Consider the following 14,517-nt stretch of genomic DNA (forward strand, 5'->3'; position numbering starts at 1 on the left):
TAGGCGCGAGTACGCGATCTCTTGACCGAGCCGCGCAATTCCAAATTCCGCGCGGCGGGACTTCCGCGCGTAGCGCAACGGCATCTCACGCGATTGCGCTGTTCAAGGTGAGCCGAATTGAGCTAGTGCTCCTCAAGCTACTGATGCAGGCAAGGACGTGCGATGAGTGACGATGAACAAACGGCAATGATCCGCGAGACCGTGGCGAGGTTCGTGGACCGCGAACTCATTCCGCTGGAGCCGCACTACCTGCAGTCCAAACTGCCCGGCGCCGGTCATCCCGGATTGACTGATGCGCAGCGCAAGCGCCTGCGTGACGTATCGAAGGAGCTGGGATTGTGGGGGCTCGATGCGCCCGAGGATCTCGGCGGTCACGATCTGCCGACGCGCACGATGGCCGCCGTCCACGAGGAGCTCGGCCGTACCTGCGTGCCGTTCGTGCTGCCGCCGGACTCGCCGAACCTGCGCATGCTGCAGGCGGTCGGCACCGAGGCGCAGAAGACGAAATACCTCCAGCCCTATATCGAGGGCCGGATGAGCTCGGCGATTGCGATCTCCGAGCCCGGCGCCGGCGGCGATCCCGCCGGTATGAAGACGCGCGCGGTGCTGGAGGGCGATCAGTGGGTCCTCAACGGTCGCAAGATCTGGATCACCAACGCCAGCACCGCTGATTTCATCATCGTCATGGCCCGCGTCGGTAACGACCAGCGGCAGGGCGGCATCACCTCGTTCATCGTCGAGAAGGACACGCCGGGCTTCATCATCGAGCGCGAGATCCCGATGCTGGGCGGCGACGCGACCTATGAGATCGTGTTCGAGGACTGCCGTGTCCCCAAAGATTCGGTATTGGGCGAAGTCGGCAAGGGCTATGCGCCGATGCAGCTTCGGCTGCGCACGCGAAGGCTCGAGATGGGATCGACCTGCATCGGCATTGCCAAGCGGGCGCTCGACATGTTGTGCGAGCACGCGAGGCAGCGCGAAACATTCGGCGTCAAGTTGGCCGACCGTCAGGCGATCCAATGGTGGGTTGCGGACATCTCGACCCGTATTCATGCCTGCCGGCTGATGGTGCGCGATGCCGCCGACAAGACCGATCGCGGCGAGGACGTTCGCCAGGAAGCCTCGATGATCAAGGTATTCGCGACCGAGATGGCCTATGAAGCCTGCGATCATGCGATGCAGACGCTCGGCGCACTCGGCATGACGCTGGAACTGCCGCTCAACGCCCTCTGGCAGAAGGCGCGGCTGATGCGGATGTATGAGGGACCGAGCGAAGTTCATCGCCAGTCGATCGCGCGCCGCGTGCTCGGGCTGCGCGGATAGACCGGCCGGCTGCCGATTGACCGGGCCGACCGATCCGCCAGTTTGGGATTACGCCGCGCGCACCTCCGACAGGAAGCGATTGACCTGTCCGGCGAGGTCCTTGGACTGCGAGGACAATTGCTCGGCGGCGCCAAGCACCTGGTTGGCAGCGGCGCCGGTGTCATCGGCGGCCTTCTGAACACCCGTGATGTTGGAATTGACTTCCTGGGTGCCGCGCGCCGCTTCCTGCACGCTGCGCGAGATTTCCTTGGTCGCGGAGCCCTGTTCCTCGATCGCCGCCGCAATCGCGGTGCCGATCTGGTCGATCTCGCCGATCACGTTCGCAACGTTCTGGATCGCCGTCACCGTCTGGTCGCTCGCCGCCTGGATCGCGGCGATCTGCTCGGAAATTTCGGTGGTCGCCTTGGCGGTTTGGCCGGCCAGCGATTTGACCTCGGAGGCGACGACGGCAAAGCCGCGGCCGGCGTCGCCGGCGCGCGCGGCTTCGATGGTCGCGTTCAGAGCGAGCAGGTTGGTCTGCGCGGCAATGCTCTGGATCAGCGTCACGACGTCGCCGATCTTCTGCGCGCCTTCCGCGAGCAAGCGGGCGGTCTCGCCGGTGCGCCGCGCATTGTCGACCGCGCGGGCGGCGATTTCGGTCGATTGTGCAACCTGGCGGCCGATCTCGGAGATCGAGGAGGCCAGCTCCTCGGTGGCGCTTGCCACCGTCTGCACGTTGGCCGAGGTCTGCTCTGAGGCGGCGGCAACGATCGCCGCCTGACGATTGGTCAGCGTTGCGGTCGAGGACATCGACTGTGCAGTATCTTCCATGATGGAGGACGCCGCCGAAAGCCCGCCGACCAGCTCGGTGACCTTTGCTTCGAAGGCGCGGGTGAGTTCGTCGAGCACCTGGGCGCGGCGCATCTTGCCGTTGTTCTCGGCGGCCTTCTCGGCAGCAAGGCGCTCCGCCGCGATCATGTTGTCCTTGAACACGCGCACGGCCGAAGCCATCGCGCCGATCTCGTCGCCGCGCTCGGCGCCGGCGATATCGCCTGATACGTCGCCGCTGGCCAGCCGCGACATCGTGGCGGTGAGGTCGACGATCGGCCTGCAGACACGGCGGCGCACCATCACGATCAGCGCCGCGCTGGCGGCGACGACCGCAACGAGGCCCGCGAGCGCAATCAGGAAGCTGAAGCGTGCGGAGGCATACGCGGAGGCCAGAACATGCTCGGCATTGTCGTAGAAGGCGTTGCGGACCTCGACGACGGCGCCGAGGCCGACCTGGGATTCCGCATAGAAGAAATCGACGTTATGTTCGTATTTGCCTGAGGCCGCGCCGTCCTTGACCAGCTTCAGCTCTTTGCCGAACCTGCCGACATAGACGTCATTCATCTTCTCCAGCGCCGCCGCGACATTGGGCGGCGTCGCCGGGTTGCCGCGCAATTCCTGCAGCGACATCAGGATCTGGTCGGCACGGGCCTGCGAGCGGGAAAATTCCATTTTTTCCGCCTCAGTGGCCGGCCGATTGGCGCCGACGAGATTCTTGTGAATGCTGGCGTTGTAACCGCCGACGTCGCGCAGATTCCAGGCGATGTTGGCGTAGACCGCCTGCCGGTAGGCATCGCCATCGAGTTGCGCCATGCGCCGCACCTGCTCGTCGAGCAGCTTGGTGACGGCGGCATTGAACACGGCATTGTCGGCGACGATCTTTCTGGCAGCATCCTTACGCGCTTCGGCCGGACCATCGATTGCCTTGTCGATGGCGTCGCGCAGCGCGTTGAACTTCACGTTCAGCTCGTCGATGCCGCTGCCGATCGCCGTGGCATCGTCAAGGCTGCTCGACAGGTTCTTGCGGACCGCATTCATCTTGTCGCGCGCGCTGTCGGTGTTCTTGCGCAGTTTCTCGTTAAGCTCCTTGCGCACCGCCGGATCGACTGCGGGTGGGCCATAGAGGATATTAGTGGAGAAGCCGCGTTCGGAGTTCATGTAGCGCGGGATGTCACCGACCGCGCGCACCACCTCCAGCCGGCTTTGGGCGATCGAGACCCTCTCCATGGTCTGGTATTTCGAAACCGCGACATAGACGGAGAGCGCGCCACCGACGGCGGAAAGCGAGACGATGGCAGCAGTCAGGAGGGTGCCGATTTTCATAGGATTTTTATGCCAATTGGACTGGTACTAAGGTGAGGACCACCAGTATAGGTGGTGCAAATTAATCCAGGGTTTATGCTGGGCGTGTCACACCGGCGCCTTCCGGTTCGTCTTGATGCCAAAGCTGCGGACTTGGCCCGCGGCGTTCGGACAGAGGAGCAGGAAATGAAGATCGTTATCATCGGCGGTACGGGCCTGATCGGCTCGAAACTGGCCCCGTTGCTCACGTCGCGCGGTCACGAGGTGCTGCAGGCCTCGCCGAGCCGGGGAATCAATGCGGTGACCGGGGAGGGGCTGCAAACCGCGCTTGCGGGCGCTGACATCGTCGTCGACGTATCGAATTCGCCCTCGTTCGAGGACAAGGCGGTGCTGCACTTCTTCGACACCGGGACGCGCAACCTGATCGCGGCGGCGAAGCCGGCCGGTGTACGGCATTGCGTGGCGCTGTCGATCGTCGGCACCGACCGGCTCGAGGGCAGTGGCTATTTCCGCGCCAAGCTGGCGCAGGAGCGGCTGATCGCGGGTTCGGGCCTCGCCTACACGATCCTGCGCGCAACTCAGTTCTTCGAATTCATCGGCGGGATTGCAGATTACGGGCGCAGGGATGGCGAGGTCCATGTCTCCAGCCAGCTGATGCAGCCGTTGCTTTCCGACGAAGTCACGGAAGCGCTGGCTGACGCGACGCTCGGTGAGCCCGCCAACGGCATCCGCGAGGTCGCAGGGCCCGAGGCTGCGCCGCTTTCCGACTTCGTTGCTCGCTGGCTGCGTAAGCAGGGCGACACCAGCAGGATCGTGGCTGGCCCTGACGTGCCGTACTTCGGCGCGCCGCTGGCGTTGCGCACGCTGGTGCCTGATGACGGTGCCCGGATCATGCCGACGCGCTTTGACGACTGGCTGGAGAGGGCAGTCAAGACGGCGTGAGTTGCGCGACGCTGTCATGTACCGCGAAGCTGGGGCATCCGGTATGCTGCGCTCGATCCGCAACGACGTGGAGATAGCGAAGCACACATTGCTGTCATCCCCCGCGCATGCGGGGGATCCAGTACGCCGCGGCTTCTCGGCTCAGTCACTACTGTCTCGGAGTACTGGATCACCCGCCTTCGCGGGTGATGACAACTGGGTGTGCGTTCGCGATCTCGCGACATGTTTTGCCCGAGGTTTGCTTGAAAACTTCCCGCCCTCACCGAAATCAGAGGGCGCAGGGAAGACCGGGTGCTGGCTGCACCCGCGGTCTCGTGTGCCGCTTGCGCATAAAGAAAACGCACACGAGCATACAGGTACAGCGGAAACACTCCGGCCTTCCCTGCGCAATGGCTTTACGGCTTACTTCGTGCTCTTCCTGGTGAACGGCTTTATTGCCACCATCGCCCGCGAAAACTTGTCTCTCGCGGACTTAACGCCAGCACCGCGGCGCCCGAACCACACGACTTCTACGCCTCCGGCGCGCAACGTCTCTCGCGCCATCTGCGTCCATCGCATCTCACCGCGCGTTCGTGACGTGGCCAACGCCCCTCATCTTGCAGTGAGACGGACGGAGTTATGCCGCTGATTTGGGTGAGAACGGAAGCGGAATCTTTTTGATTCTGGGGCTTGACGCTATTTCGGAAAATCAGAAGTGATTTGCTCGTCGTGCCATTTGGTCGCGGCCGCCGCATCAAATGGCGCTTGCGCGCGCGGGCAAATCAGTCGGCAGTCCGTAGGGTGGGCAAAGCGCAGCGTGCCCACCATCTCGCGACGTGATCGGTGAAAGATAGCGGGCACGTCGCTTGCGCTCCCTTGCCCACCCTACGAACTTACGAACTACGGCTGCGAAGCCGCTATTCACCGAGCGCGCTCAGCGCGTTTCCTCGGTGGTGTTCTTCGATGCGGATTTCGGTTGCTGAACCTTGGAACCCATCTCCTGGCAAGGCAGCTGCATCCATGTGCCGTCGGCCGCCTGCTGGTAGGCATGGCACGAGGAATATGCCGGCGCTTCCGTCGCTTTCGTCGTGTGTGAATTCGCGCTGGAATTTCTGGCGAGCGTCGGCGCAGCCAAGGTGAGGAGGGCGGCAGCCGAGCCGAAGAAGATCGCTTGCCCTAGTCGCATGGGAAATTCTCCTTTGTCGAAAGCGAATGCTTTCTTCCTAAAAGGGATTGTGGAAATTTTTGGAATGGCCGGCGAGCATTGCCAGCGCTTACTTAACGCTTTGCAAACGGGCCGGGCGCTGATGCGCCGCAGGATGAATTCTGTTTTTTCGCGGAGGAACCAGTCCTTTGGGCCGGGCGTTGGCTTGGCATCATGCCGAAGGCACGGCGCCCATGCGTCCGCAGAAGTCACTCTTCAATGCCTTGCTTACCCATTTCCTGATGGGCGTGGCGCTTGGGCTGACCCTGGTGCTGATGCTCGGTCTGATCGATGCCTTCCACGTCAGGGATCTCGTCGCAAAAAGCGCCGCGCCTGTTCAGACGACGGTGATGCTGGTCACGACCTACGGCCTGATGTTCGGCATCGGTGCGGCGCTGACTGGCCTGGTGCTGACGCTGGAGGACGAGAGCTGAAGGGCCGGCATCTTGCCTGATCAGCGGCGCCGCCGGGCGATCGTGCCGGCGACGATCTGCATTGCGACGCCGGCCACCCATCCCGCCATGATCATCGATATCCATGCGATATGCGGATCGTGGCGCAGCACGATGAGACCGACGCAAGCGAATGCCGAGAACGCCGCGAGGAATGTGCCGATCGCGCTGAGCAGTTCCGGCGTATCGATCTTGCCGACCCAGGCGCCGTCGTCAGGCCGGGCGTTGGTTGCCCTGCCGGGAAGTGGCGGCGTGTCGATGCCGAGATAAAAGCCGACGGCGCCGCCGATCATCATCAGCAGCAGGAAGGCTTGGCTTGTAAGTGCGGAATAGCTCGTTCCCACCAGCGCCGCCACAAATAGCCCGCTTGCTGCGCCTGCCATCGCAAGTCCAAGGCGTTCCAGAACGTGGGCGACTTTTCGAACGCCGGTTTGCATGGGGTGAGCCCGCCGGTTACAGGGAAAGACTAGGACGGTTTCCGGGAACGCGGAAGCAACTTAGCGGCGAAGTTGGTGTGCCGGATCGATACGGCGTAGGATTGGCCTGCAACTAGATACCTATTGCGCAATAACAAGGGGAGCGAACGATGAGCCTGCTCGATAATCCATTCGATCCTGCGCGTGATGCCGCTCTTGTTACCGGCGCGGGCAACGGGATCGGCCGCGCGATCGCGCAAGCGCTCGTCGGAGAGGGCGTGCGCACGGTGTTCGCGGATGTGAACGGGGACACGGTGACCGCGGCCGTGGAGATGTCGGCGCAGCCGGAGCTGGCGGTGCCGTGGGTCGGCGATCTCGCCGATCCGGTCGCGCGTGAAGCACTGCTGGCTCATGCTGCATCCACGCTCGGGCGCGTGACACATTTCGTGCACAGCGCCTCACCGCCGCGGCGCGAGAGCGATCATGTGCTCGGCGTCACGACGGAGATCTGGGCGCAGATGCATGCGGTGAATCTGGAGGCTGGATTTCATCTGTCACGCGAGCTGGCGCGAAAGCTGATTGCGGACAAGCAGCCCGGTTCGTTCCTGCTCTTGACCTCGTTGCATGCCGGCACGCCGCGCAACCTGCCGCATTACTCGACGGCGAAGGCGGGGCTTTCGATGCTGGTGAAGGAGCTGGCCAAGACATTCGGCCGCTTTAACATTCGCATCAACGCGCTGGTGCCCGGCGCGATCGCGGCCGGCGGCTTCGTCGCCGATCCCGCGCTCGCACGTCATATTCCGCTCGGTAGGCTCGGTGAGGCCAAAGACCTCGCGCCGCTGGCGCTGGCGGTGCTGTCGAACCGAATCTCGGCCTATGTCACGGGGGCCGCGATCGTGATCGACGGCGGGCTCGCGCTGACGAACTGGTTTGAACCGCCGGAATTGGAGAATTTGTAGGATGGGTGGAGCGAAGCGATACCCATCACGTTTGCGGACGCGCGATTGATGGGTTTCGCTGCGCTCTACCCATCTACGGTTCGCTCCTGTAGCCGGGATGAGCGAAGCGATATCCGGGATTAGGCCTATCCGCTGGCGAAAGCGGTCTCGGATGTCGCTGCGCTCATCCGGGCTACATGTCTGCTAGGTAGCGCCGCGCTGATACTTCGCGCGCCACTTCGGGCCGGGACCGCGCATGTAGTGCAATTCGGGACGGTAGGGATTACGGGCAACATCAAGCAGCCTGCTCCATTTCATCACGATCTCGGCCAGGCGTCGGAGGAGCAATTGCAGGGCCAGCATGGCGACACCTCAATGCGACTTGCCGAGTACGGACGAAAACGGCAGGGCGAAAATTTCGTTGTTGAGATCGTCGCTGACATGCAGCGTCCAGTCCCGCCAGTCTTCCGGATCCTGCAGCATGATCAACGACTGCACGACGCGGGCAGCGTGGGCGCGCACCTCGGCGAAGTTCTCGACGGCCGCGCCGCGCTGGGCGAAGCCCGCGCCTTCGGAATTGGAGCAGTGGAAATAGACCCGTGCCATATCCGGACTCCCGCGATTGCGATTCACGCTGGAAAATACCAAGCGGAGGAGCGGCTTAACATTCGGGGAGATTGCGGACGGGATATTACGGGTGACTTATCGATCGCAGGTGGAACCAGTCCGTAAAGTTGTCTGAGAATTTATCCTTTACAGCAGGAGGAACCAGGTTTCCGGGTCTGCCGTTTTGATTGGCAAGCCGCGGCGTTCGCGATCATCGCGATATTGACGGGTAGCCCTGGGAGAGCGTCCATGATGTCGGAAATGCAGATCCACACGATTGCACGCCAGATGATGGAGAAGCATGGCCTCACCGCGATCGCGCAAGCCGCACACAATGCGCAGGCTTGCGAGAGCAAGGGCGATATCGAGGAAGCCAAGGAGTGGCGTCATATCGAGGATGCCATGAAGCTGATGCGGGGACCGCATCAGAGCTGAACACTTTTCAACCCATCCCCGTCATCTTCGGAATGGGCGCGGTTGCGCTTGTTCCTGAGATGGCGGGGATGGAGTTTCGTTCGTGATTCTATCGAAGCGGCATCGGCGGGCGCACCACAGGCTCGCCGTCATCGGCGATCGTCTGCCGAGGTGGTGCGGGCGGCGGCGGTGCGGCGGCCTGTACCGGCGGGGGCGGTGCCACAGGCGCGGCCGCCACCGGGGCAGGTGAATAGGAAGGCGCATAAGAAGAGGTCGCCTTCGGTCGGCGCACCGGCGGCGGGGTTGCCGGCCGTGTCGCTGGCGGCGGTGCTACCGCCGCAGCTCGGGCCTCCGAAGCTTTGGCCTCGGAGGCCTTGGCCAGTTCACGCGCCATCTGCGCCTGGCTCGCTTTGAGTTGCGCGATGGTGGTCTTCAGTTCCTCGACCTGCTGACCCACGGCGGCAAGATCCTGCGCCATCGATTGCAACTGGGCCGATTCTGCTGATGGAGCCGGCGCTGCGGCGGCAATGGCGGCCGCAGGTTCGGGTTGAACGGGTGTCGCAGCCGCCGCTGGCGCGGGTTGAGCGCTCTGATCCGCTGTGGCGGCCTCCGTGGCCGGCGCGCTCGGCTGCTCAGCGGTGGCGGGCTGGGCTGTGGTCGAGGGCAATGCAGCCAGCAGGAACGGCGGGGTCCACTCTGCGGCCATCGCCTTGGCATCATCGCCATAATGCTGCCAGGCGGCGGCAGCGATGGCGCCGACAAGGGCGAGCAGCGTCATGAAGATGCGCTTCGCCCATTTGGCCGTCGGCGGTTCGTCCAGAACCTTGAGGCCGTCGACCTTGATCTCGCCGAAGCTGACGCCCTCGGCAGCACTGTCGCGCTGGACTTTGATGTCCCGCGCATCAGGCGCGGCAAAGGTGGGTTCGGCCTGCGGAATCGGCCCGCCGGCGGAAATCGGGGGCGTGACGTGAATCTGTGGCGCCACCTGGGGCGCGGCCGGATCGTGCGCCAGCGGCGGCGCCTTTTCCGCATGCGGCTTCTTTTCGGCATGCGCATGCAGCAGCGATTCGATCGCAAAGACGTCGTGCGGATCGGTGTCTTTGTGTGGATCGGTGTCTTTCACCGTTGGCATGGATTGCATTGGCGGTCCCTTGCTCAGTCCAATGTCACCCGTATCAGGGCGGCGAACATGCGTTGCTGCATGGAAAACCCTCTGCCCAGCCCCAACACGGCCAGCGTGGTTTGACCAAAGCAAGGCGAACTCGTGGAGAGGTTGGGGCCGCGGGCGGCAATGGGGCCGCTGGAACCAGGGAAAAGGCCCTAGAGAGCTATGCCTATGATGTCAGCACGGTGCCGGGCGTGCCATTTCGGGCCGGGGCCGCGCATGTAGTGGCGCTCGGGACGGTAGGGGTCACGGGCGCGCTCGATCAGACGGTGGCACCGCACCAAAATCGCATCAAGACGGCGGAGCAGCGGCATGAAGGGCGGGCGCGTCGGCAGCATCGCAGCCTCTCAGTGCGGCTTGCCGAGGACGAAGGCGAACGGCAGAACGAAGAGCTCGTCGTCAAAATCGTCGTTCACGTGCACGACCCAATCGCGCCAGTCTTCCGCATCGCGCCCCATGATCATCGAGCGAACGATGGCGGCGGCGCGGTCGCGCGCCTCGGCGAGGTCGCTCACGGCTTCGCCGGATCGGTCGAGCCGGACTTCCCGGGAGTTTGAGCAGTGGAAATAGACCCGGGCCATGTTGGCCTCCTGCGTTTGAACCGACCTCCATTGTTAGTTGCAGGATAGCCTCGCCAGGTTCTGGTCCTCTGTGACACGCCTCACAGTCACATCATTAGGATTTTATTAATTATGTCGGGATCAGACTGAGCGCATGGAATCGCAGCGGAACCGGACCTCCCGAGCCGGCAGTTGCAAGAGAAGGTCGGCGGCGTAACGCCCGCCGGCCTTTTCTCTTTGCGGCAGGCCAGGAATGGTCGCTGACATTCACAGCGCTGTGAAGCGGCCGCCGGAACAAGCATCTCTCCTTGCCCGTTCGCTCTTCATCCTTTGATGGAGAATGAACAATGACGAAGCTCAAGCTGCTCGGGGTGGCCGCCATCCTTGCGATGGGGTTTGCAACGCCTGCGCTGTCGCAGGAAGCGACCCAGGAACCCGGCATGATCGGGTTCACCCACCCGAACTCCGACTATCTGCTTGGCGGATATGGCGTGCGTACGCCAAGCCCTTATGACTACAGCTACTACGGCTACTATGGGCCTCGCGTCTATTACGGGCCTCGCGTGCATTACGGGCCGCGCGCATATTACGCGCCCGGGCCGGTCGGGATTGCGGCCGGTGCGATAGGAACGGCAGCCGCGATCGCGGGCGCGCCGTACGTCGATTCCTACGCCTATTATGAAGGGCCCGGCTATTGGTAGAGATGGACACGTAACTGCAATGAAGCGGCCGCAACGCCGCTTTTTTGTCGGCGGTTTTCCCTCGCGCCTTAGCGGCTGGCTGCGGCGTAGGAGGACAATAGCGCGAGAAAGATGATCGCATTCAGTGCGGTCGCGCCGAGCCCGAGGCCCAGCGCAACGCCGAGGCCGCGGCCGCCAATAGCCCTGGCGGCGGAGGGGAGCGTCAGCGCGAAGAAGATGATGGTGAACGGCATCACCGGCAGCATGTCGAACCCGTCGCCTTTGCGATTGGCGTGGGCATAGACGAAGGGGAAGATGTAGACCCAGATCGCCCCGTTACAGGCCGCCAGCGCCAGCGTGGCAATGCGAATCGAGAGCACATCCCGATCGGATCCAGGCGGCAGCGGCGGCGGGGTGGACATCTTCTCGCTTTCGACGAATCCAGAAAGATGCAGATCCATCCGGGAATTATCCGGGATCAATGAAGCTCGGCCTTAAGTGCTTCGGGCCGGCCTTCAGGTTCATTTGCCGCAAGCGTGTCTTGCATGGGACGGTTCCGCATGGTTCGACTGCATCCTCCAATGTCTGAAGGTTGAGGTCCCATGAGCAACCGCATTCTCGTCCTTTACGGCTCCTACCGCTCCGACCGCATGGGCATTCGGCTGGCACAATTCGTAGTCGAAGGATTTCGCGCGCGCGGCGATGATGTCGAGCTGATCGACGCCAAGGCGATTGGCCTTCCCATGCTGGACCGGATGTACAAGGAATATCCGAAAGGCGGCGCGCCGGATGTGTTGGAAAAGCTCGCAGGCCAGATCCGTGGCGCCGATGGTTTTGTGTTCGTGACCGGCGAATACAATTGGGGCATGCAGCCCGGACTGAAAAACCTCACCGATCATTTTCTGGAAGAATGGTTCTGGCGGCCGGCGGCGATCGCGAGCTACTCGGCCGGCCGCTTCTCCGGTGCGCGCGCTGCGATCGCATGGCACGGCACGCTTTCGGAAATGGGCATGGTGGTGATCTCGAGCTCGATCGCTGTCGGGCCGATCGCGCAGACGCTCAGCGAAGACGGCAAGCCGATGGGCGAGGGCGGCACGGCGCTTGCGCGTGCGTTTCCGCGCTTTGCAGACGATCTTGCGTGGTGGATGGAAGCGGCCCGGGCGCAGCGGGAGCGCAAGAAACCGCCTTATTGAGGCGATCGACGCAAGTCCACGTCGAGCGCTTGTACAGCTGAGTCGCGGAACGGGCCTTCGAAGCGCAAAAGTCTCGCCCATTTTTCGCCATTCGCGGGCAACAGATTGGCTTTGCCTCTCACCTTCGGCCTTCCGCTGTTGCTCGTCGAGCTGCCTTGCGGAAGTGCCACCGATCGCTCCCATGCACGGGTAAGATTGATGTCGCCAGCAAAGATCGGCTGTGGCCTGCTTGTTGTTGCCGTGATGGCCGCATTGAGCGGCGCTGCGATCGGGGCGCAGAACCTCGATCAGGGCAAATCGCCACAAAAGCTGTTCGCCGAGGGCTGCGCGTCCTGCCATCGCAGCGCGCGCGGGCTTTCCAAGGGCCGCTTCCAGCTCACACTCTATCTGTTTCTGCAGAAGCACTATTCGAGCGGCTCGAGCTCCGCCTGGGCGCTGGCGTCCTATCTGGAGTCCATCGACAGCGGAAAGCGCGTGGCAGCGAAGCCGGTGGCGAAATCGACGTCGCGCGCCTCGTTCCGCCCGCCGGCGCCGGTGCCATCGCGCTAGCGCGCATATGCCACGGCTTGCTCACGGCTGTGCTGCGAAATCTCCCCAACGCTGTCATCTTTTTGACGTGCGCCGGCATAGCATGATCTTTGTACGTGTGGCGTGGGGAGTAATGACCATGGTGGTGGCTGAGCTTCAGACCAAGGTGGAGAAGTACGAGAGTAGGGCCTCCAGATGCGAAGCGCAGGCGCGCGAAGCCAAGGACAAGGCGCAGCAGACCTTTTACGAAGTGTTGGCCGGCTACTACGCGAGCCTCGCGACTGATTTCCGAAAAATCCTCGAGAAGCGAATGGTCGCGTAAGACGCGCGTCCCGGATGTCGCTCGCGCTCATCCGGGCTACCGCCGCAACTTACCGCCAACGTGCGTTCACGCGCCGCCGATCGCGCGATTGATCGTGCCGCCGCCGCCGCAATTCGGGCAGGGCGCGCCGTTGATACGGCCATTGCCGTGACATTCGGGGCAGATGTCTTCGCCGGTGCCGGGCGTTCCGCGGGGTGCTTCATCGCCGGGATTAAGCATCGGATTGGCCGCCTGCATCTGGGCGTTCGAGCGCTTTTTTGCGCTTTGCGAATTTGGCGCCTTGTTCCGCATGGTGCGTGCCTCCTTGAGATATTCGCCGACAACGCCGCTGCGACGAAGTGGTTGCGAAGGAGAGCGCAACCTTCAAAGGTGGTAATGCGTTGGCAATGCATGACAACGAGCCAAACCCTGCATCCCATGACGGGCTTCGACCCGTCCGAGCCCGCCATCCTGCACGATCTCGCCACCGACCGGATCATCACCTGGACCGGCGACCAAGCCGACGACTTCCGCCGCGCCAGCCGGCCGCGTGACGACGGCACGGTGGCCTGGAAGGAATATGTATTCGACGGCTGGGGAAACGTGCTCGGCGGGTAGGGCGAGTGCGTAGGGCGGATTAGCGCAAGCGTAATCCGCCGACCCAGACACGAAACGACGGCGGATTACGCTGACGCTAATCCGCCCTAGGATTCGCGCGTCCACGCTCGGCTAGCTTCACCATCACCTGCAGCGCCTGATTGGTTGGCGTCGGAATGCCGAGCTCGGCGCCTTTGCGCACCACATGGCCGTTGAGAAAGTCGATCTCGCTTGGTTTGCCGCGCGCAAGATCCTGCGCGGTCGACGACATCTGGTTCGGCATGATGTTGGGGATGTTCAGGATGCGCTCGATGAGGTCATCAGGTATCGCAACGCCACAGGCGCGCGCGACGGATGTTGCTTCCTGCACGGCGCGTGTGACGACCTCCCTGGTGCCTTCGACTTGCAGCATCGGGCCATAAGCGATGCCCGCGACCGCGGAAAGCGCGTTGAAGGCGCAGTTGATGATCAGCTTGCTCCACAGCGTCTGGCCGATGTCGTCGGCAATCGTAATGCCGATGCCGGCGGCCTGGAACGTTCGCGCCAGCGTTTCGCTTGCGGCCGAGGGGCCGATGGCGAGATCGCCGCCGCCGTGATGCCTGACATGGCCAGGCCCGGCCATCTCGCTGCCGACATAGACGACGACGGGAATGACGGCATGGCCGATGACGGCAGAAAGACGCTGTGCGTTGTCGACGCCGTTCTGCAGGCTGAGCACGGATGTTTCCGGCTTTAAGCGACCCGCGAGCGATCGGCCGGCCGCTTCGGTATCGGCGGACTTCACGCAGACCAGCACGAGGTCGGGCGGGGCGAGGTCAGTCGTGTCGGTCGCGGCCTTGGCAGGCAGATGGCCTTTGAAATCCTTTGTGTCGAGCAAGAGGCCATGGGCATTGATAGCGTCGACATGCACCTGCCGGCCGATGAAGGTCACGTCATGGCCGTCCCTGAGCAGCAGTCCCCCATAGTAGCATCCGACCGCTCCGGCCCCGACGACCACGATTTGCATGCTTTTTCTCCGTTCGGCTGATGCAGCGAGCAGCGTGAGTGATGGATGGGTAGCGTCTTTTACTAACCGGGATACGGCCCTATTTGCTTCTTTGCTAGTGC

The 14,517-nt window shown here is 63.1% G+C and carries 20 protein-coding genes; 10 read left to right on the top strand and 10 right to left on the bottom strand.

The genetic code is table 11. The annotated features are described in order from the left end of the window. Window positions 1–162 precede the first annotated feature (162 nt). Complete coding sequence (locus J6524_RS01270) at window positions 163–1,323, top strand: acyl-CoA dehydrogenase family protein (protein WP_225668397.1); 1,161 nt, start codon at window positions 163–165, stop codon at window positions 1,321–1,323. 48 nt (window positions 1,324–1,371) lie between these two features. Here J6524_RS01270 and J6524_RS01275 read toward each other — a convergent pair whose 3' ends face one another. Next, window positions 1,372–3,456 carry a methyl-accepting chemotaxis protein gene (locus J6524_RS01275; RefSeq protein ID WP_225668399.1) on the bottom strand — a complete coding sequence of 695 codons (2,085 nt, stop codon included), beginning with the start codon at window positions 3,454–3,456 and terminating at the stop codon, window positions 1,372–1,374. Between the two features lie 165 nt (window positions 3,457–3,621). On the opposite strand from J6524_RS01275, the gene J6524_RS01280 reads away from it, so the two are divergent. Further along, entirely contained in the window at window positions 3,622–4,377 is a 756-nt protein-coding gene (locus tag J6524_RS01280) for an SDR family oxidoreductase (protein WP_225668400.1), read from the top strand. 913 nt (window positions 4,378–5,290) lie between these two features. Here the strand turns inward: J6524_RS01280 and J6524_RS01285 are convergent. After that, entirely contained in the window at window positions 5,291–5,773 is a 483-nt protein-coding gene (locus J6524_RS01285; RefSeq protein ID WP_225668402.1) for a hypothetical protein, read from the bottom strand. Between J6524_RS01285 and J6524_RS01290 the strand changes: the two genes are divergently transcribed. Further along, a complete protein-coding gene (locus J6524_RS01290; RefSeq protein ID WP_225668404.1) occupies window positions 5,755–5,994 on the top strand; it encodes a hypothetical protein in 240 nt (79 codons plus the stop codon). The two genes, J6524_RS01285 and J6524_RS01290, sit on opposite strands and share 19 nt — an antisense overlap. 20 nt (window positions 5,995–6,014) lie before the next feature. Here J6524_RS01290 and J6524_RS01295 read toward each other — a convergent pair whose 3' ends face one another. Further along, window positions 6,015–6,449, bottom strand: coding sequence for a hypothetical protein (locus J6524_RS01295; RefSeq protein WP_225668407.1), 435 nt, complete (start codon window positions 6,447–6,449; stop codon window positions 6,015–6,017). 149 nt (window positions 6,450–6,598) lie between these two features. Between J6524_RS01295 and J6524_RS01300 the strand changes: the two genes are divergently transcribed. Then, window positions 6,599–7,387, top strand: coding sequence for an SDR family NAD(P)-dependent oxidoreductase (locus J6524_RS01300; protein WP_225668408.1), 789 nt, complete (start codon window positions 6,599–6,601; stop codon window positions 7,385–7,387). Between the two features lie 183 nt (window positions 7,388–7,570). Here the strand turns inward: J6524_RS01300 and J6524_RS01305 are convergent, their stop codons facing one another. After that, on the bottom strand, window positions 7,571–7,729 hold the full coding sequence (locus J6524_RS01305; RefSeq protein WP_225668409.1) for a hypothetical protein: 159 nt from the start codon (window positions 7,727–7,729) through the stop codon (window positions 7,571–7,573). 9 nt (window positions 7,730–7,738) lie between these two features. Next, window positions 7,739–7,972, bottom strand: a complete 234-nt coding sequence (locus tag J6524_RS01310) for a DUF6894 family protein (RefSeq protein WP_225668410.1) — start codon at window positions 7,970–7,972, stop codon at window positions 7,739–7,741. A gap of 249 nt (window positions 7,973–8,221) precedes the next feature. Here J6524_RS01310 and J6524_RS01315 point away from each other — a divergent pair, with 249 nt between their 5' ends. After that, window positions 8,222–8,407, top strand: coding sequence for a hypothetical protein (locus tag J6524_RS01315; protein ID WP_225668411.1), 186 nt, complete (start codon window positions 8,222–8,224; stop codon window positions 8,405–8,407). An 88-nt stretch (window positions 8,408–8,495) separates the two neighbouring features. On the opposite strand, the gene J6524_RS01320 is transcribed toward J6524_RS01315, so the two are convergent. After that, window positions 8,496–9,527, bottom strand: a complete 1,032-nt coding sequence (locus J6524_RS01320; RefSeq protein ID WP_225668412.1) for a hypothetical protein — start codon at window positions 9,525–9,527, stop codon at window positions 8,496–8,498. 371 nt (window positions 9,528–9,898) lie between these two features. Then, window positions 9,899–10,132 (bottom strand): DUF6894 family protein, encoded by a 234-nt coding sequence (locus tag J6524_RS01325; protein ID WP_225668413.1) that lies wholly within the window; start codon window positions 10,130–10,132, stop codon window positions 9,899–9,901. A 326-nt stretch (window positions 10,133–10,458) separates the two neighbouring features. On the opposite strand from J6524_RS01325, the gene J6524_RS01330 reads away from it, so the two are divergent. Then, entirely contained in the window at window positions 10,459–10,812 is a 354-nt protein-coding gene (locus J6524_RS01330) for a hypothetical protein (RefSeq protein WP_225668415.1), read from the top strand. A 68-nt stretch (window positions 10,813–10,880) separates the two neighbouring features. On the opposite strand, the gene J6524_RS01335 is transcribed toward J6524_RS01330, so the two are convergent. Beyond that, complete coding sequence (locus J6524_RS01335) at window positions 10,881–11,252, bottom strand: hypothetical protein (RefSeq protein WP_225668416.1); 372 nt, start codon at window positions 11,250–11,252, stop codon at window positions 10,881–10,883. A 141-nt stretch (window positions 11,253–11,393) separates the two neighbouring features. On the opposite strand from J6524_RS01335, the gene J6524_RS01340 reads away from it, so the two are divergent. The 3 genes from J6524_RS01340 (at window position 11,394) to J6524_RS01350 (ending at window position 12,834) form a co-directional block, all read left to right on the top strand. Then, window positions 11,394–11,984 (top strand): NADPH-dependent FMN reductase, encoded by a 591-nt coding sequence (locus J6524_RS01340; protein WP_225668418.1) that lies wholly within the window; start codon window positions 11,394–11,396, stop codon window positions 11,982–11,984. A gap of 198 nt (window positions 11,985–12,182) precedes the next feature. Next, window positions 12,183–12,533, top strand: coding sequence for a hypothetical protein (locus tag J6524_RS01345; protein WP_225668420.1), 351 nt, complete (start codon window positions 12,183–12,185; stop codon window positions 12,531–12,533). A gap of 82 nt (window positions 12,534–12,615) precedes the next feature. Next, entirely contained in the window at window positions 12,616–12,834 is a 219-nt protein-coding gene (locus J6524_RS01350; protein WP_225668421.1) for a hypothetical protein, read from the top strand. 66 nt (window positions 12,835–12,900) lie between these two features. On the opposite strand, the gene J6524_RS01355 is transcribed toward J6524_RS01350, so the two are convergent. After that, complete coding sequence (locus tag J6524_RS01355) at window positions 12,901–13,125, bottom strand: J domain-containing protein (protein WP_225669333.1); 225 nt, start codon at window positions 13,123–13,125, stop codon at window positions 12,901–12,903. Between the two features lie 99 nt (window positions 13,126–13,224). Between J6524_RS01355 and J6524_RS01360 the strand changes: the two genes are divergently transcribed. Then, window positions 13,225–13,431 carry a hypothetical protein gene (locus tag J6524_RS01360; protein WP_225668422.1) on the top strand — a complete coding sequence of 69 codons (207 nt, stop codon included), beginning with the start codon at window positions 13,225–13,227 and terminating at the stop codon, window positions 13,429–13,431. Window positions 13,432–13,507: 76 nt separating this feature from the next. Here J6524_RS01360 and J6524_RS01365 read toward each other — a convergent pair whose 3' ends face one another. Continuing rightward, window positions 13,508–14,416 (bottom strand): ketopantoate reductase family protein, encoded by a 909-nt coding sequence (locus J6524_RS01365; protein ID WP_225668423.1) that lies wholly within the window; start codon window positions 14,414–14,416, stop codon window positions 13,508–13,510. Window positions 14,417–14,517: the final 101 nt, after the last annotated feature.

The organism is Bradyrhizobium hereditatis (assembly GCF_020329435.1).
GTDB classification, from domain to species: Bacteria; Pseudomonadota; Alphaproteobacteria; order Rhizobiales; family Xanthobacteraceae; genus Bradyrhizobium; species Bradyrhizobium hereditatis.